The sequence below is a fragment of the Aeromonas sp. JL9 genome (assembly GCF_024436075.1).
GTDB lineage: Bacteria > Pseudomonadota > Gammaproteobacteria > Enterobacterales > Aeromonadaceae > Aeromonas > Aeromonas veronii.
Genome location: NZ_JANFNV010000019.1, coordinates 16,831 through 31,205, shown reverse-complemented (window position 1 = coordinate 31,205; position 14,375 = coordinate 16,831). Strand labels below are relative to the sequence as shown.

General features: G+C 58.6%; 18 protein-coding genes. 9 read left to right on the top strand and 9 right to left on the bottom strand.

Annotated features, from left to right (window positions below; all coding sequences use genetic code 11):
- Positions 1–27 precede the first annotated feature (27 nt).
- The gene (locus NOM06_RS14120; RefSeq protein WP_255912007.1) at positions 28–465 is read right to left on the bottom strand and encodes a YqaA family protein; all 438 of its coding nucleotides are present in this window, start codon (positions 463–465) and stop codon (positions 28–30) included.
- Entirely contained in the window at positions 462–1,439 is a 978-nt protein-coding gene (locus tag NOM06_RS14115; protein WP_255912006.1) for an NADP-dependent oxidoreductase, read from the bottom strand. Before NOM06_RS14115 ends, NOM06_RS14120 begins: the two co-directional genes overlap by 4 nt.
- A gap of 56 nt (positions 1,440–1,495) precedes the next feature.
- On the opposite strand from NOM06_RS14115, the gene NOM06_RS14110 reads away from it, so the two are divergent.
- The gene (locus NOM06_RS14110) at positions 1,496–1,663 is read left to right on the top strand and encodes a hypothetical protein (protein WP_005308905.1); all 168 of its coding nucleotides are present in this window, start codon (positions 1,496–1,498) and stop codon (positions 1,661–1,663) included.
- A 54-nt stretch (positions 1,664–1,717) separates the two neighbouring features.
- On the opposite strand, the gene NOM06_RS14105 is transcribed toward NOM06_RS14110, so the two are convergent.
- Positions 1,718–2,728: a Preprotein translocase subunit SecY gene (locus NOM06_RS14105; protein WP_110304074.1), complete on the bottom strand. Its 1,011-nt coding sequence runs from the start codon at positions 2,726–2,728 to the stop codon at positions 1,718–1,720.
- Positions 2,729–2,983: 255 nt separating this feature from the next.
- Between NOM06_RS14105 and NOM06_RS14100 the strand changes: the two genes are divergently transcribed.
- A complete protein-coding gene (locus tag NOM06_RS14100; protein WP_255912005.1) occupies positions 2,984–3,280 on the top strand; it encodes a hypothetical protein in 297 nt (98 codons plus the stop codon).
- Positions 3,281–3,299: 19 nt separating this feature from the next.
- On the top strand, positions 3,300–3,650 hold the full coding sequence (locus NOM06_RS14095; RefSeq protein ID WP_255912004.1) for a hypothetical protein: 351 nt from the start codon (positions 3,300–3,302) through the stop codon (positions 3,648–3,650).
- A 49-nt stretch (positions 3,651–3,699) separates the two neighbouring features.
- On the opposite strand, the gene NOM06_RS14090 is transcribed toward NOM06_RS14095, so the two are convergent.
- The 4 genes from NOM06_RS14090 to rpsF form a co-directional block, all read right to left on the bottom strand.
- Positions 3,700–4,440, bottom strand: a complete 741-nt coding sequence (locus NOM06_RS14090) for a ferredoxin--NADP reductase (protein WP_255912003.1) — start codon at positions 4,438–4,440, stop codon at positions 3,700–3,702.
- 101 nt (positions 4,441–4,541) lie between these two features.
- Complete coding sequence (gene rplI, locus NOM06_RS14085; protein ID WP_005340490.1) at positions 4,542–4,988, bottom strand: 50S ribosomal protein L9; 447 nt, start codon at positions 4,986–4,988, stop codon at positions 4,542–4,544.
- 52 nt (positions 4,989–5,040) lie between these two features.
- Entirely contained in the window at positions 5,041–5,271 is a 231-nt protein-coding gene (gene rpsR, locus NOM06_RS14080) for a 30S ribosomal protein S18 (RefSeq protein WP_005308890.1), read from the bottom strand.
- A 30-nt stretch (positions 5,272–5,301) separates the two neighbouring features.
- Positions 5,302–5,688, bottom strand: coding sequence for a 30S ribosomal protein S6 (gene rpsF, locus NOM06_RS14075; protein WP_005308887.1), 387 nt, complete (start codon positions 5,686–5,688; stop codon positions 5,302–5,304).
- Between the two features lie 237 nt (positions 5,689–5,925).
- Here rpsF and NOM06_RS14070 point away from each other — a divergent pair, with 237 nt between their 5' ends.
- From NOM06_RS14070 to NOM06_RS14060, 3 genes are all read left to right on the top strand, one after another.
- A complete protein-coding gene (locus NOM06_RS14070) occupies positions 5,926–7,149 on the top strand; it encodes an Nramp family divalent metal transporter (RefSeq protein ID WP_058058701.1) in 1,224 nt (407 codons plus the stop codon).
- Positions 7,150–7,260: 111 nt separating this feature from the next.
- Positions 7,261–8,118, top strand: a complete 858-nt coding sequence (locus NOM06_RS14065; protein ID WP_255912002.1) for a hypothetical protein — start codon at positions 7,261–7,263, stop codon at positions 8,116–8,118.
- Positions 8,119–8,281: 163 nt separating this feature from the next.
- Positions 8,282–8,725: a PACE efflux transporter gene (locus NOM06_RS14060; protein ID WP_106843908.1), complete on the top strand. Its 444-nt coding sequence runs from the start codon at positions 8,282–8,284 to the stop codon at positions 8,723–8,725.
- A gap of 127 nt (positions 8,726–8,852) precedes the next feature.
- Here NOM06_RS14060 and hupA read toward each other — a convergent pair whose 3' ends face one another.
- Positions 8,853–9,125: a nucleoid-associated protein HU-alpha gene (gene hupA / locus NOM06_RS14055; RefSeq protein WP_005340484.1), complete on the bottom strand. Its 273-nt coding sequence runs from the start codon at positions 9,123–9,125 to the stop codon at positions 8,853–8,855.
- A gap of 337 nt (positions 9,126–9,462) precedes the next feature.
- Between hupA and rsd the strand changes: the two genes are divergently transcribed.
- Complete coding sequence (gene rsd, locus NOM06_RS14050) at positions 9,463–9,945, top strand: sigma D regulator (RefSeq protein WP_127006924.1); 483 nt, start codon at positions 9,463–9,465, stop codon at positions 9,943–9,945.
- A 100-nt stretch (positions 9,946–10,045) separates the two neighbouring features.
- A complete protein-coding gene (locus NOM06_RS14045) occupies positions 10,046–10,426 on the top strand; it encodes a PilZ domain-containing protein (protein ID WP_005340482.1) in 381 nt (126 codons plus the stop codon).
- A gap of 81 nt (positions 10,427–10,507) precedes the next feature.
- On the opposite strand, the gene radA is transcribed toward NOM06_RS14045, so the two are convergent.
- The gene (gene radA, locus NOM06_RS14040) at positions 10,508–11,875 is read right to left on the bottom strand and encodes a DNA repair protein RadA (RefSeq protein WP_005340481.1); all 1,368 of its coding nucleotides are present in this window, start codon (positions 11,873–11,875) and stop codon (positions 10,508–10,510) included.
- Positions 11,876–11,975: 100 nt separating this feature from the next.
- Between radA and NOM06_RS14035 the strand changes: the two genes are divergently transcribed.
- Positions 11,976–14,354: a PilZ domain-containing protein gene (locus tag NOM06_RS14035; protein ID WP_255912001.1), complete on the top strand. Its 2,379-nt coding sequence runs from the start codon at positions 11,976–11,978 to the stop codon at positions 14,352–14,354.
- The last annotated feature ends 21 nt before the right edge of the window (positions 14,355–14,375 follow it).

The window sequence follows — 14,375 nt, the reverse complement described above, 5'->3', positions numbered from 1 at the left end:
GGTAACCTCGTGAGTGACAAAAACAGGCTAGAAAATGTGACTGGCCAGCAGAAAAACCAGGGCATAACGGAACAATTTGCCGAGCCCGATCAAAATGAGAGAGCGCCAGAAGGAGAGGCGCAGCCAACCGGCCAACAGACAGAGACCATCACCGACCACCGGCATCCAGGCAAGCAGCAGACACCAGTGACCATGTTGTTTGAGCCAGCCTAAGGCTTTTTGTTCCCCACGGCCTTGAAAATCTTCCGGTTTTTTCTTGAAGGTGGCGAGCCAGCCGAGCCACCAGGTGGTCATGGAGCCGAGGGTATTGCCTAGCGTCGCCCACAGCAGCAGGCTCGCCATGCTCCACTCCCCCTTGGCCGCCATGGCCCCCAGCAGCACTTCCGAGCTGCCGGGCAGCAGGGTGGCGGAGGTGAATGCGCTTAAAAAGAGCCACCCCAGCCCCATCTCCATCATCTCGCTCATCCGGGATAGCCGTCGGCGGCGGGCATGCGCAGCAGCAGCTTGCCGCGCACATGGCCCCCTTCGATGGCCTGATGGGCCAGCGCCCCTTCCGCCAACGCATATTCACCGAAGATGGTGATATGCACATCTCCCTGACGCAGCAGCATCAACATCTGACCCAGCTGCTTCTGGTCAGGGTGAACCAGCATGCCGACCACCTCGATACCCGCCGCCGCACCCGCATCCTTGATCAGCTGGGCGGTAATAGTGGGCACCGTCACCAGACGGCCACCCGGCTTGACGCAGGCGAGCGACGCCTTGCCGCTTTCGCCGCCCACCAGATCCAGTACCAGCTCGACCTGACCTGCCTCTGCCACCACCCGTGCTGGCCAGTTCGCTTCGTGGTAATCCACCATCCAGCGCGCCCCCAGAGCGTGCAGGAAGCCATGGTTATCAGGGCTGGCGGTGGCCACCACCTCGGCGCCATAAGCGCTGGCAAGCTGCACCGCCAGATGGCCGACACCTCCGGCGCCAGCGAGGATCAAGACCCGCTGACCGCTCTGGAGTGCGCCGTGCTCAAGCAGCCCCTGCCAAGCGGTGAGACCGGTAAGGGGCAGCGCCGCCCCCTGTCGAAGGCTCACCCCGTCGAGCTTGACCAGCTCGCTCTCGCTTGCCACCACAGATTCCCCGTAGCCACCGGCGGTGAGGGGAAAACCGACCATGCCACATACCAGATCCCCCTCGACCAGCGAGGTCACACCGGGGCCTACCTTCTCCACCACGCCGGAGACGTCATAACCCGGCGTCCAAGGCAGTTGGTCCTTGTTCTCTGCCGCCGCCCAACCAAGGCCGGCACGGGTCTTGGCATCGATGGGATTCACCCCCGCAAAACAGATGCGCACCCGCACTTCACCATCGGCTGGCACCTTATCGAGGGAAGGGTTGAGCTTGAGTACCGAGGGGTCACCGAATGCGGTAATCTGTAGTTGCGTCATTGCACAATCCATCCTGTTGATTGATCAAGGGTCAACAGAATAACAGCGAGGACACCATGGCTCGAATGTTTCTTATTCCTCTGTTGCTGGCACTGGGGTGGTGGGCATTTCTGCTCTACTTCCGCATCCCGCTCAAACAGGGGGCCAAGGGGTTTTACTGGATCATCGGCATCGGTGGCGGACTGGCCGCCTTCCTCAGCCTGATGATGGTGCTGACTCACTGAGTGCCACAGCCACTCGATAACGAAAAAGGCCACCGAGTTTCGGTGGCCTTCTCACTATCCGGGTTGCTGCTCCAGCGCCGGATTGAGGTAGTAGTGGCGATTGCTCCCCTGCCCCAGCACCCCTTGCGACAGCAGATGGTGGAACACCCGGTCCACCTCCTCCAGCGAGAGTGACAGCGCCTGTGCCACCGAGCGCTTGCTGCACTTGAGCTCACCGCTCACCAGCGCACCGCGCACCTGCGCCAGCACTTCGGGGGCCGGTTCTGGGGGCATGATGGGCTCGGGCTGGGCCGCCATCGCCAACGCTTCCTGCGCCTCTCTGCGAGCTTGATCCTGCTGCCAGCGCCACATCCGGCGAAAGCGGTTCTCCTCGCCGATCAGGCTGACGAAGAAGGCACCAAACACGTCGAGCAGCACCGAGAGGAAGCAGACCAGCAGGAACTGCACCTGACTGATGCTCATCCCCACCCCGTCCGCCAGACTGCTCATCAGCCCCAACATGGAGGATTGTTCGTTGACCGGCTTGGCATCGCGCTGCTGGCGCAGCTCATCCTGCTGCAAGCGCAGCTTGGTGTTGGCGTGCTGCAACGAGGAGACGCCACTGGAGATGCGCTCCAGCTCGATGTATTTGCGGGCCGCCTCCTCGTTGAGCTGGATCTGCCGCTCGATGCTGGCGATCTGCTCGTCGAAACGGGCAAGCTCCCGTTCGTGGCGAGCCTGCTGGCTCAGTACCGTGTTGGTGGCACTGTTGATGCCACCAATACTGCCGCCGATGGAGATGGCCGCCAGCACGCTGTAAAACAGCAGAGACCAGAAGGCACCACTCAAATCCCGCCGCGCCTTGCGCTCGCCGTACTCGTACCAGACGTAAAACTTGCCCAGCTCGAAGATGATGGCCAAGCCGCCGAACAGCCACTTCATCAGCGGGTTGTCATCGATGGAGAGGAACAGCAGCAGGGAGAAGATAATGGAAGCCAGAATGGCCAACCCGGTGAAACTGTATACCGTCGTCAGAGCAAACCACCCCTTGGGGTAGCGCAATGTAGAGGAGTCCTGTGTGGTCATGATGAAGGGGTGTGCTGTGCAGGAAAAGTTGGCTGCCGATTATAGTCGCCAGACTCGCCCAGAGAAGGGCAAATGACTGAATTCCTTCAGATTGGCAACCAGCTGCCCAGAGTGCGACCAAAACGGACAAATCGGCAGCAGAAAAGCGATACAATCCCTCCCTGACTTGATCATGTAGTGAGATGGGGAACAGTTCCGCCCGGGTTCAGCTCCGGTCTGTACACTCATCCACCGTTGCAATTATCCGAGGCCATCATGAACAGTAAGACCACTTTGCTACTCTCCCTTCTTCTGGTTACCGGCAGCGCCGCAGCGACCCAGCAATATCAAGAGAGCAGTGGCTCCGAATTCTCCGTCGATGAGCTTAAATTCAATCTGGACTGGGATGACAAGCAGTTCGGCTGGACCCAGAAGGACTGCCTCGACTTGGGGGTCGGCGAAACCTCCCCGGCCGACTGCAGGGCGGTCAAATTCCATCTGGAAGATGAAGAGAATCGCAACCAGCCCCCGCAAACCAACCAGGTCCCTGCCAACTCCCAGAGCGACCAGTAACAACAGGAGTACCCTTGCAATGACCCAAGCCAAACACAACCCCGTTATCCGGCGCGGCGCCCTGCTGCTTTCCCTGCTCATGGCGCACGGCGTCGCGGTTGCGGCACCGCCAAGCAAAAATAGCGATGGCATCAAGATCTCCGGTGATGACATCAAGATCAATCTCGACTGGGATGACAAAGAGTACGACTGGTGGCAGGACAACTGTCTGGATCTTGGCATTGGCGACAGCCGGATCAAACTCAACTGCGACAAGATGGATGGCAAGTACCGGGATCACTACAACCGCAGCATCCACAGCGGCAATAATCCCGGGCAAGGTCACGACAAACAGAAGGATAAAAACAAGGGTAACGGCAAGAAGAACTGAACTCCCTCTCCTGATGCAGCAGGGGCCTGGCGCCCCTGTGCTGATTGTTTTACCAATAATTCTCCGCACTGATATTGCCCGGCGCCCGCCGCAGATTTTTGGCCAACCCCAGCGTCAGCAAGGTCTGCTGGGTCTCTTTCACCATCTCCGGATTGCCGCAGATCAGCACTTGGCTCAGCTCTGGTGAGAACTCCAACCCCACTCGAGCCTGCAGCTGACCATTGGCAATCGCCGCCGGGATCCGCCCTGCCATTGCATCGGGCCAAGGCTCGCGACTGACAAAGGGGACATAGCGGAAACGCTCGCCATATTGCTCGACAAAGCTGGCGATCAAATCCTGATAGCTCAGCTCTTCGCCTTTGCGCACCCCGTGCACCAGCACCAGATTCTCGAAACGGTTGAAGGCTTCCCCATCGGCCAGCATGGAGAGAAACGGGCCGATAGCAGTGCCGGTCGAGAGCAGCCAGAGATCGCGCCCGGCGGGCACCTCATCCAGCGTCAAAAAGCCGGTCGCCTGGGATTGTACCAGCAGGGTATCGCCCGCTTGCAGCGAGCCGAGCGAGGGGGTCAGCTCACCGCTCGGGATCTCGACCAGATAGAACTCGTGGTATGGCGCAGAGGGGGGATTGACGAAGGAGTAGGCGCGCTGAATGCGGCGATCGCCCTGCTCGAGGGCCAGCTTGGTGAATTGGCCTGCCTTGTAGGGGGCCAACTCGGCCGCCACCCGCAGGGAGAACAGGGTGGGTGTCCATTCGATGCGTTCGATGACGCGACCTTCTACCCAAGCCATAGGGATCTCCTCCAGTGGAACAGACCTTCACTCTACCCCCGGGCCGGAAAATAAAAAACCCGCGCAAAAGCGCGGGTTTTCTCTGCAAAAGCGAATCGCTATTACAGGGCAACAACCTGGATCTGTACGGTTGCTTTAACGTCAGCGTGCAGCTGAACAGCAACTTCGTAGTCACCGGTGTTACGCAGAACGTTGCCCATGCGGACTTCGCTCTTGGCAACGGCTACGCCGGCAGCAGTGATGGCTTCAGCTACGTCACGGGTACCGATGGAACCGAACAGCTTGCCTTCGTCGCCAGACTTGGAAGCGATAACCACGGTAGCCAGTTCGGCCAGCTTGGCAGCACGCTCTTCAGCAGCAGCTTTGTTGGCAGCCAGTTTGGCTTCCAGCTCAGCGCGACGAGCACCGAAAGCTTCGATGTTGGCCTTGGTGGCCATAACAGCTTTGCCTTGCGGGATCAGGTAGTTACGGGCATAACCAGATTTCACGGAAACTTGGTCACCCAGACCGCCCAGTTTGGCGATTTTGTCGAGCAGGATAACTTGCATTACCTTTCCTCTATAAATTTCGTTGAGTTAGGCTTAAGTGCCGGGCCGATTCTTACTTGTTGTGCAGATCGGTGTACGGCAGCAGAGCCAGGTAACGAGCACGCTTGATGGCGCGTGCCAGCTGACGCTGATACTTGGCGCGGGTACCGGTGATACGGCTCGGTACGATCTTGCCAGATTCAGTGATGTAGTTTTTCAGAGTAACGATATCTTTGTAGTCGATCTCGGTAACGTTCTCGGCGGTGAAGCGGCAGAACTTACGACGACGGAAATAACGTGCCATGGCCTTTATCCTCTAGTCAGTGATCCAGAATTACTCTTCGGAAGCAGCTTCAGTAGCTTCTTCGCGGCGCTCGTCGTCACGACGGGTGAAGCGCTCTTCCTTGGCCTTGGCCATCGGAGAAACTTCAGTCACGGCGTGCTTGGTGCGCATGATCATGTTGCGGATAACGGCATCGTTGAAGCGGAAGTTGGTTTCCAGCTCATCGATAACGGCTTGCTCTGCTTCTACGTTCATCAGAACGTAGTGGGCTTTGTGCAGTTTGTCGATCGGGTAAGCCAGCTGACGACGGCCCCAATCTTCCAGGCGATGAATGGTACCACCGGAGGTGGTGATGGCGCCGGTATAACGCTCGATCATGCCGGGAACTTGCTCGCTCTGGTCCGGATGAACCATGAAGACGATTTCGTAATGACGCATTTTAGCTCCTTACGGATTAATTCAGCCTCCGCCCAGGTGCAGCCAGACCTCGGAGGCAAGGAACATAAAGGTGTTTAGTCGCTGCTTTTCTAGGGCGGCGTATTGTACGAAATCACATCCCTCACTGCAACTGACCGCCTTAAATGTTTTTCCCGATGGAAATCATCAGAAACAACAATTGATAATGATTATCACTTAGATCTATTCTCTCTCCATATCCTTATGGAGGGTGATGCCATGCAACCCGCACTGACGACTACGATTCCAGCCCGCAAATTCAAACTGACCCTGCTCGGGCCTGCCTTTATCGCCGCCATCGGCTATATCGACCCGGGCAACTTCGCCACCAATATTCAGGCGGGCTCTACCTTTGGCTACCAACTGCTCTGGGTAGTGGTATGGGCCAACTTGATGGCCATGGTGGTGCAGACCCTCTCGGCCAAACTTGGCATCGTCACCGGCAAGAATCTGGCGGAGCACATCCGCGACCGACTGCCAAAACCGGCGGTCTGGGCCTACTGGGTGCAGGCAGAGATCATCGCCATGGCCACCGATCTCGCCGAATTTATCGGCGCCGCAGTCGGCTTCAAGCTGCTGCTTGGCGTGACCTTGCTTGAAGGAGCCTGTATCACCGCCGTAGTGACCTGGGGGATCCTGATGCTGCAATCTCGTGGTCAGAAACCGCTGGAGTTCGTGGTCGGTGGCCTGCTGCTGTTTGTCGCGGCGGCCTACATCGTCGAGCTGATCTTCTCCCGCCCCCATCTGCCCAGCCTGCTGGAGGGCGCCCTCTTCCCTGGTCTGCCCAATAGCGATGCCGTCTATCTGGCCGCCGGTGTACTCGGTGCCACCGTGATGCCCCACGTTATCTATCTGCACTCGGCACTGACCCAGCACACACAGGATCAGGGCTCGGTCAGCCAGCGGCTGCACACCACCCGGGTCGATGTGGCGATTGCCATGACCATCGCCGGCTTCGTCAATCTGGCGATGATGGCGATGGCGGCCGCCGCGTTCCACAGCTCGGGCCACCAGCAGGTAGCGGAGCTGGAATCCGCCTATCAGACCCTCACTCCGCTGCTGGGTCAGGCAGCAGCCACCCTGTTTGGCCTCTCGCTGGTCGCCTCCGGCATCAGCTCTACCGTGGTGGGCACCCTGGCCGGGCAAGTAGTAATGCAGGGCTTTGTCCGCTTTACCATCCCGCTCTGGCTGCGTCGCGCCATCACCATGGCTCCCGCCTTCGTGGTGATCGCCATGGGGCTCAACACCACCGAAATTCTGGTACTGAGTCAGGTGATACTGAGTTTTGGCATCGCGCTGGCCCTGATCCCGCTGTTGATACTGACCGGCGATCGGGCGCTGATGGGGCAACATCGCAACCATCCGGTCACACAAGCCATCGGCCGCCTTATCGTTGCGCTGGTGATTGGCCTCAACGCCTATCTGCTGGTCGCCATGATCTAGCGAACCGTAAAACCGAGAAGAGAGGCTCATTAACTCTGGTTAATGAGCCTCTTCGCACTTTGGCGTATGCTGCCGCTTTCTCTTCTCATTTATCGTTGCGGGAGCCTTGCTATGGAACACACCCGAGCCAGCTTCGTACTGGGCCATCATCAGGAGCAGGCCAGCGTGGTCTGCTGCCAGCGCGCTGACACCACACTGCTGGTCACCGACCTCACCCCTTTTCATCCCCAGAGCCACCTCTGGCCCGATCAGCCGGGGGATGTGGGCCATGTTCGCTGGGAAGGGGGCGAAGCCACCATTGGCCCTTGCCGAATGGGGGCCATCAGCCCGGATGGCGAGCTGTTCGTCGATACTGCCATTCCGGTCAAACGGGGCGCTGAGGGGTGGCGTTTCGTGGTGGTCCATCCGCTGACCGGTGACCATGAGCTGGCCGTTGGCAGCCAGGTCGAATTACAAGTAGATAGCGCAGCCCGTCACGCGTTGAGTCAGGGCCATAGTGGCTGCCATCTGGCGGCACTAGCCCTCAACAGGGTACTCATCCCCTACTGGCGCAAGGAGGTAAGCGAGCGCGATGCACTGGGCCAGCCCGACTTCGATCGTCTGGCTATTCAAAGCTCTCGGGTCGAGCCTTGCGGTTCGCGGGAGCAGTACCGAATCGGCAAGAGCCTACGCAAGAAAGGGGTCAACAGCGAGGAGCTGCTGGCAGATCTGGCGCTGATTGAAGAGAAAGCCAACCAGCAGCTGGCCGACTGGATCGCAGCCGGGAGCGAAATCCGCCGCAGCCGCGCTGGCGAGGAGATCATCGATTCCCGTTACTGGCACTGCATGCTGGAAGGCCAGGAGGTGACCATTCCCTGTGGTGGCACCCATGTTGCCTCGCTCGCCGAGTTGGGAGAGGTCAAGGTAAAGCTCACTCAAATGGAAGAGGGCTTTGCCATGCGGACCCGGGTCACGCCAACCGACGCCTGAGTCGCAGACTTGACCACTCAGGGCTAACGCCCAAGTTGGCAATAGAGAAGTATCGCAAAGAGGGCGCATCATCATGCCCCTCAACGCCAGTCATGACGGGCCGATGCTTCTCTTTTAACCACTCCCTGATTAGAATGCGCCTCCCACAGGAGGCACATCACCCATGAGTAGTACCCAACTACGCACCACCCCGGATCGACTTCGTTACCTGGTTCTCTACGAAGGCATCGGGCTGGCACTGGTCGCACCGCTGATCAGCCAGCTGTTCGGTCAGGGCGTCGCCGAGGTCGGTTCGCTGGCCATCTTCTTCTCCATCGTCGCCACCGCCTGGACCTATGGCTGGAACCTGTTGTTTGACAAGGGGTTACTCAAACTTTGCGGGCGCACCAACAAGCGACCACTGGACCGCTTCCTGCATGCGTTTGGCTATGAGGCGAGCTTTATGATGCTCTCCCTCCCCTGCGTCATGCTCTGGCTCGATTTGGGAGTGTGGGACGCCCTGATGCTGGATCTCGGCTTCGTCGCCTTCTACCTCGTCTACATCATGGTCTTTACCTGGGCCTATGAGCGGATCTGGCCGCTGCCATCCAACCCGCAAACGGCATAAGGCCTCAGCCGCCACGAGGCTGACAGAAGGAAAAGTCAGGAAGGACTAATAGGAAGGATGGGAGAATCCCATAAAAACAATGCCAGTCAGCAAGCTGACTGGCATTGGACAAAACAGACTTTCGGACTTACTTGACGGCGTCTTTCAGAGCCTTGCCAGCCACGAATGAAGGCACGTTGGCAGCAGCAATCTGGATCTCTTTACCAGTTTGCGGGTTACGACCGGTGCGGCCTGCGCGGTGGGTGACCTTGAAGGTGCCAAAACCGACCAGTTGCACAGCATCGCCTTCTTTCAAGCTCTGGGTAATACCATTGATGATCTCTTCCAGAGCCACTTTGGCCTGAGCTTTGCTCAGATCTGCTTTGGCGGCAATCGCATCGACAAGTTGAGCTTTGTTCATAACATTTCCTTTATGATCGGGCATTTAGCGCTGGGTCACTCTATGCAAAAAAAAACTCACAGGCAAAGCCTTTATCGAGCCGAACGCGTCAAACGCTGGGGTTTTCATCAAGATCTGCGGAAATAGTCACATTCCACACGCGAGAAACCGTGGGCAGGCCTGAAACCTGCTAGCACGCAGACACAATCCGCTGACTATTTCTTCGCCACTTAACATTATCCCCCCATGGCTATTGACGCTTGCCCAGATTTTCCCTAGTTATAGGTTGTGTCACTGCTCAAACGGCTCGGAATACCGAACAATCGGCCAGCCTTTGCCCCACGGAGGGATAGGGATTATGTTGACGAAACTGGAACAGACCAAGCAGGCGCTGGCAGGCAAGCATAAGGCTATCGACGACTGGCTGGATGCAAGGCAAGCGTTGCTGGTTGGATACATGCAGCTGGCAGGCCTCACTCCGGCACGGACCAAGCAACGCAGCCTGCCCAAGACAGAAGAGCTGCATCAGTTTTGCGACCGGCTGGTCGACTATGTCAGCGCGGGCCATTTCGAGATCTACCACCACGTCGTCACCGCATTCGAGCAAGCCAGCGGCGAAGCACTGGAGCTGGCCAAGCGCATCTATCCCCATATTCGTACCAGCACTGAATTCGCCCTCGAGTTCAACGACAAATACAGTGATGCCGACGAGGCCCAATTGCTGCTACTGGATGATGATCTCAATGAGTTGGGTCCGGTTCTGGAAGAGCGGTTCAAACAGGAGGACCGCCTGGTCAAGGCGCTTCATGTGGTGGAATCCTTGAGTACCCAGCAAGCCTGAATGCCATTTTCGGAGCAAGTTCAAGATACTGGCAACCAAGGTGGATTACACTCAGAGCAATGACCCTAGCGTCCACACTTATTGCATACAGGAGATGAGCATGTCTGAGCGCCGCCGTTTTGCACGGATCCTCTACTTGACCATGGCAGAACTCACCCAGGGGGAACAGAAGTGGCAGACCCAGCTTGTCGATGTCTCCTTGCAAGGGGCCCTGCTGATCCGCCCCGACGACTGGGAGAGCCGTGACAACAAGGAGTACCAGCTCAGCTTTATCCTGAGCGGTAGCGATATCGAGATCAAAATGCAGGTCGAGCTGACCCACGAAGCCAGCAAGAAGCTGGGTTTCTACTGCCACCACATCGATATCGACAGTGCCACCCATCTCAAGCGGATGATCGAGCTTAACGTCGGCGACGAAGAGCTGCTCCACCGCGAGCTGGAACAACTGCTGAGCGAGCATCTGGAACACAGCCAGCCCTGATGGCAGGTTCCAGCCCATAAAAAAGAGCGCCGAGGCGCTCTTTTTCCGTTGTGCTGTTGTATCGATTGCAATGCTGAGGGATTACAGCGCCTCGAGTGCCTCAGACAGCTTCTTGACCGGCACCACTTCCATCCCTTCGATGGGATGCTTGGGGGCATTGGCGTGCGGCACGATGGCTCGACGAAAACCGTGCTTGGCCGCCTCCTGCAACCGCTCCTGGCCGGACGGCACCGGGCGAATTTCACCAGAAAGACCCACTTCGCCGAACACCACCAGATCCTTGGGCAGCGCCTGATCCCGGAAGCTGGAGACCATCGCCAGCAGCAGCGCCAGATCCGCACTGGTCTCCTCGACCTTGACCCCGCCAACCACGTTGATGAAGACATCCTGATCCGCCATCTGCAACCCGCCGTGACGGTGCAGCACCGCCAGCAACATGGCGAGCCTGTTGTGATCCATCCCCACCGCCACCCGGCGCGGGTTGGAGAGCTGGGAGTAATCCACCAGCGCCTGCAACTCCACCAGCAGCGGTCGGGTGCCCTCCCAAATCACCATGACGATGGATCCGGGTGCCTGCTCCTGACCCCGGCTGAGGAAGATAGCGGAGGGGTTGCTCACCTCGCGCATCCCCTGCTCGGTCATGGCAAAGACCCCCAGCTCGTTGACCGCACCGAAACGGTTCTTGTGAGAGCGCAGGGTACGAAAACGGGAGTCATGACCACCATCGAGCAGTACGGAACAGTCGATGCAGTGTTCCAGCACCTTGGGGCCCGCAAGACTGCCATCCTTGGTCACATGGCCCACCATAAAGATGGCTACATGATTCTGCTTGGCGTAGCGGGTCAACAGTGCCGCCGCTTCGCGCACCTGCGAGACAGAACCGGGGGACGATTGCACATCCGCCACATGCATCACCTGAATGGAGTCAATCACCATGATCTGCGGCTGCTCCTGCTGGGCAATCAGGCAGATCTGCTCGACGCTGGTCTCGGAAAGCATCCGCAGCTTGTCGGTGGGTAGCCCAAGGCGGTTGGCCCGCATCGCGACTTGCTGGAGCGACTCCTCGCCGGTGACATAGAGGGTTTTCATCCGTTCAGCGAGACCACACATGGTCTGCAGCAGCAAGGTCGACTTGCCTGCCCCCGGGTTGCCGCCGATCAAAATGGCCGAACCGGGCACCACACCGCCACCAAGTACCCGATCCAGCTCCTTGAAACCTGAGGTAAAACGGGGAATTTCGGTAGTGGCGATCTCTGCCAGTGTCTGTACCTGACTGCCGACCGCGCCAGCATAACCGGTGTAACGGGCACTCTTGCCAGCGGGGCTCACCGAGCCGAGGCGCACCTCGGTGATGGTATTCCACTCCTTGCACTCGCTGCATTGACCTTGCCAGCGTGTGAAGTCGGCACCACATTCGGAACAAACATAAGCAGTTTTATTTTTGGCCATTGATAACTCGGGGACAGGATGAATTCCTGCTTGATATACTTGTTTGCGACCGACAGATCAAACCCAGAATCGGAAAAGTGACTTTCCGTGGCAGGAACAAATGGATTCAGAACACCAGCAACATCTGATTGAACAACTCGTCCCCTTGCTGCGGGAGAAAGATTTCGAGGAGATCTTCAACCGCATGACCCAGGAGGAAAACAGCAACAGCCGTTTTCTGATCAAGATGGAGCTCAAGCGCAAGTGCTCCCCCTGCCGCAGGGTCATCGACATGCGCGATGAGCTGGAGGATGAGTGCCTGGTGCATGAGTTCGACGGCATCACTCACTTCATGCCCGCCGATGCGATTGCCCTGTTCCAGTCCCAGTGCTATCTCTACCGCGATATCTATACCCTCGGCGTCTACGAGGCGCTGCAACAGTGGCAAAAACAGCACCACAACGCCCGCGTGGATGGTCAGCTGTCGCCGCCGGCCAGCCCCTTCCGGCAATATGATGTCAACACCATTGCCTTTGCCAGCTACTACGGCCGCCGTCAGGAGCGGATGCACTTCAGCTCGCCGGTGCTGATCAAGTTTCAGGACGGGGAGAAGCTGTTCGCCAAGAGTTCCGATCTCTCGCTGGGTGGCATGCGGGTCTCGGTTCCCTATCTGCCGAACTATCACACCGGCGCCCAGGTGGAGGTCTTCTTTACCGGACTGGAGCGGGACACCCCCAATCCGGTGCTGCATCAGCCGGTCGGCTATCAGATCCTCGGCGAAGAGAGCAAAGAGGGGAAATACTGGCTGCGACTGGTGCGCTCCGGCGAACAGCCAGCCTTTGATGCCTTCCTCAGCGACTTTATCGACGCCAACAAGATCCGCTATCGGGTCAGTGTCGACTATCTGCTCTCCGCCGCCATCATCAAAGGGTATGAGCAGTTCTACCTGCCGCGGATGACCGGCATGCCGCTCTTCTTCGGCACAGGCGACAGCCCCAATCTCGAGATTGCCCTGCGTACCGAGAACAACCAGCACCTGCTGGAGTATTGGCGCGATGAAAAAAACCGCGATGCCCTCGCGGGGCTTTTCAGCGCAGAGCGGATGAAACGGCTCTGCCCGGCCCCCGGCACCACCACCGAGACCATCATCTACTGCTTTACCCACACGGTGCGCAGCCACATCTACTTCTTCTCCGCCACCACCGAGGAGCTGCGCCAGAGTGGCCTCACCGCCCTCTTCTTCCAGGTGGGCTCACGCCGCCCCAGCTGGCGTGTCTACAAGTTCACGCTGGAGGCATGCGATCTGGTCGAGGCGGATGTGGGACAACTGCAGGGGCAGGACAACCCGCAGTTGCAAGATATCCTGCTGCTCGAGCGGCTCAAGCAGATCGGCTATTGCGGCCTGCTGCAGGAGATCGGCCTGGAGTCACAGCGGGAAGAGTTCCATCAGGAAGGGGTCAGCAACAACGCCAACGAGTTGCAGCGCTTTGGTCACGCACAGGGGGTTGCCCCGTTCGAGACCGAGACCCTGCACTATGTTCAGCTACGCAAGGAGTCGCGCTACATCCACAAGACCGCGGTCGCCATCCATCACAACGGCAAATCCTGGATCGGCTGGACCCGCGACATCTCGACTCACGGCCTGCAAATCGAGCTGGAAGATGCCTTTATCGGCGAGAAAAACGATGTGGTGACCATCGCCCTGCCCCGCTTGCAGGAGCTATCCAAGAGCATGGATCTGCAGCGCCTCTCCTACCGGCTGGTCAGCCTCAACATGACCCGCACCGTGCTGCACCTCTGCATCGAAGGGGATTCAGATCGCCATACCGGCCGCCAGTTCTTCAGCCTGCTGATCGAGAGCAACCAGAACAAGCTCAAGGCGGCGCAGGAGCAGCGCCGCTATCGCGGGCTGGCGCGGGCCCTGCGCAACATCTATACCCACCACCTGTTCAACTCGCCGGTCTATGTCAACAAGCTGAAAGGCGCGCCCAAACCGGCCTCCATCGGCAAATCCCTGCAACCGCGCAGTCTGCAGCGGTTGCTGCAAGCCTGTGCCGAGCTGCCGGAGCAGGAGAACCTCTACCCGCTGTTTCAGGGGGAGCTGCTCAAGGAGCTGCTGATGAACCCGCTGCGCGCCATCGAGCGGGAGGACAAACCGAGAGAGGACGAGGTCTATATCGCCAGCATCCAGACCAAGGCCGGCCTGCCCATCTTCAGCAGCCGGCTGGCCAGCAGCTTTGCCAACGTCAAAGAGAAGCGTCAGTTCATCGAGCTGGCGCAGCAACAGGGGGAGTTCTACTCGGTGCTGGTCGGCATCTCCCGTACCGGACGGCCCGACACCAACTTCATCGCCAACGAGCTGGACTACATCGCCAAGTTCGCCATCCACAAGGCGCGCAAGCTGGAAGAGGAGCTATGGAGCGTGGTGGGGGTGGGCGAACTGACCGATACCACCCAGGCCACTCTGTTCCGCTTTGGCATCACGCCGCCGCTGAACTGACGATCCCGGAACATACAGAAA

Bases quoted from the DNA above. Each gene is read 5' to 3' on its own strand.
- hupA (WP_005340484.1), bottom strand. From the start codon at position 9,125: ATGAACAAAGCTCAACTTGTCGATGCGATTGCCGCCAAAGCAGATCTG.
- radA (WP_005340481.1), bottom strand. From the start codon at position 11,875: ATGGCCAAAAATAAAACTGCTTATGTTTGTTCCGAATGTGGTGCCGAC.
- NOM06_RS14095 (WP_255912004.1), top strand. From the start codon at position 3,300: ATGACCCAAGCCAAACACAACCCCGTTATCCGGCGCGGCGCCCTGCTG.
- rpsR (WP_005308890.1), bottom strand. From the start codon at position 5,271: ATGGCACGTTATTTCCGTCGTCGTAAGTTCTGCCGCTTCACCGCCGAG.
- NOM06_RS14100 (WP_255912005.1), top strand. From the start codon at position 2,984: ATGAACAGTAAGACCACTTTGCTACTCTCCCTTCTTCTGGTTACCGGC.
- rsd (WP_127006924.1), top strand. From the start codon at position 9,463: ATGTTGACGAAACTGGAACAGACCAAGCAGGCGCTGGCAGGCAAGCAT.
- NOM06_RS14035 (WP_255912001.1), top strand. From the start codon at position 11,976: ATGGATTCAGAACACCAGCAACATCTGATTGAACAACTCGTCCCCTTG.
- NOM06_RS14115 (WP_255912006.1), bottom strand. From the start codon at position 1,439: ATGACGCAACTACAGATTACCGCATTCGGTGACCCCTCGGTACTCAAG.
- NOM06_RS14045 (WP_005340482.1), top strand. From the start codon at position 10,046: ATGTCTGAGCGCCGCCGTTTTGCACGGATCCTCTACTTGACCATGGCA.
- rplI (WP_005340490.1), bottom strand. From the start codon at position 4,988: ATGCAAGTTATCCTGCTCGACAAAATCGCCAAACTGGGCGGTCTGGGT.
- NOM06_RS14110 (WP_005308905.1), top strand. From the start codon at position 1,496: ATGGCTCGAATGTTTCTTATTCCTCTGTTGCTGGCACTGGGGTGGTGG.
- NOM06_RS14065 (WP_255912002.1), top strand. From the start codon at position 7,261: ATGGAACACACCCGAGCCAGCTTCGTACTGGGCCATCATCAGGAGCAG.
- NOM06_RS14105 (WP_110304074.1), bottom strand. From the start codon at position 2,728: ATGACCACACAGGACTCCTCTACATTGCGCTACCCCAAGGGGTGGTTT.
- rpsF (WP_005308887.1), bottom strand. From the start codon at position 5,688: ATGCGTCATTACGAAATCGTCTTCATGGTTCATCCGGACCAGAGCGAG.
- NOM06_RS14060 (WP_106843908.1), top strand. From the start codon at position 8,282: ATGAGTAGTACCCAACTACGCACCACCCCGGATCGACTTCGTTACCTG.
- NOM06_RS14120 (WP_255912007.1), bottom strand. From the start codon at position 465: ATGAGCGAGATGATGGAGATGGGGCTGGGGTGGCTCTTTTTAAGCGCA.
- NOM06_RS14090 (WP_255912003.1), bottom strand. From the start codon at position 4,440: ATGGCTTGGGTAGAAGGTCGCGTCATCGAACGCATCGAATGGACACCC.
- NOM06_RS14070 (WP_058058701.1), top strand. From the start codon at position 5,926: ATGCAACCCGCACTGACGACTACGATTCCAGCCCGCAAATTCAAACTG.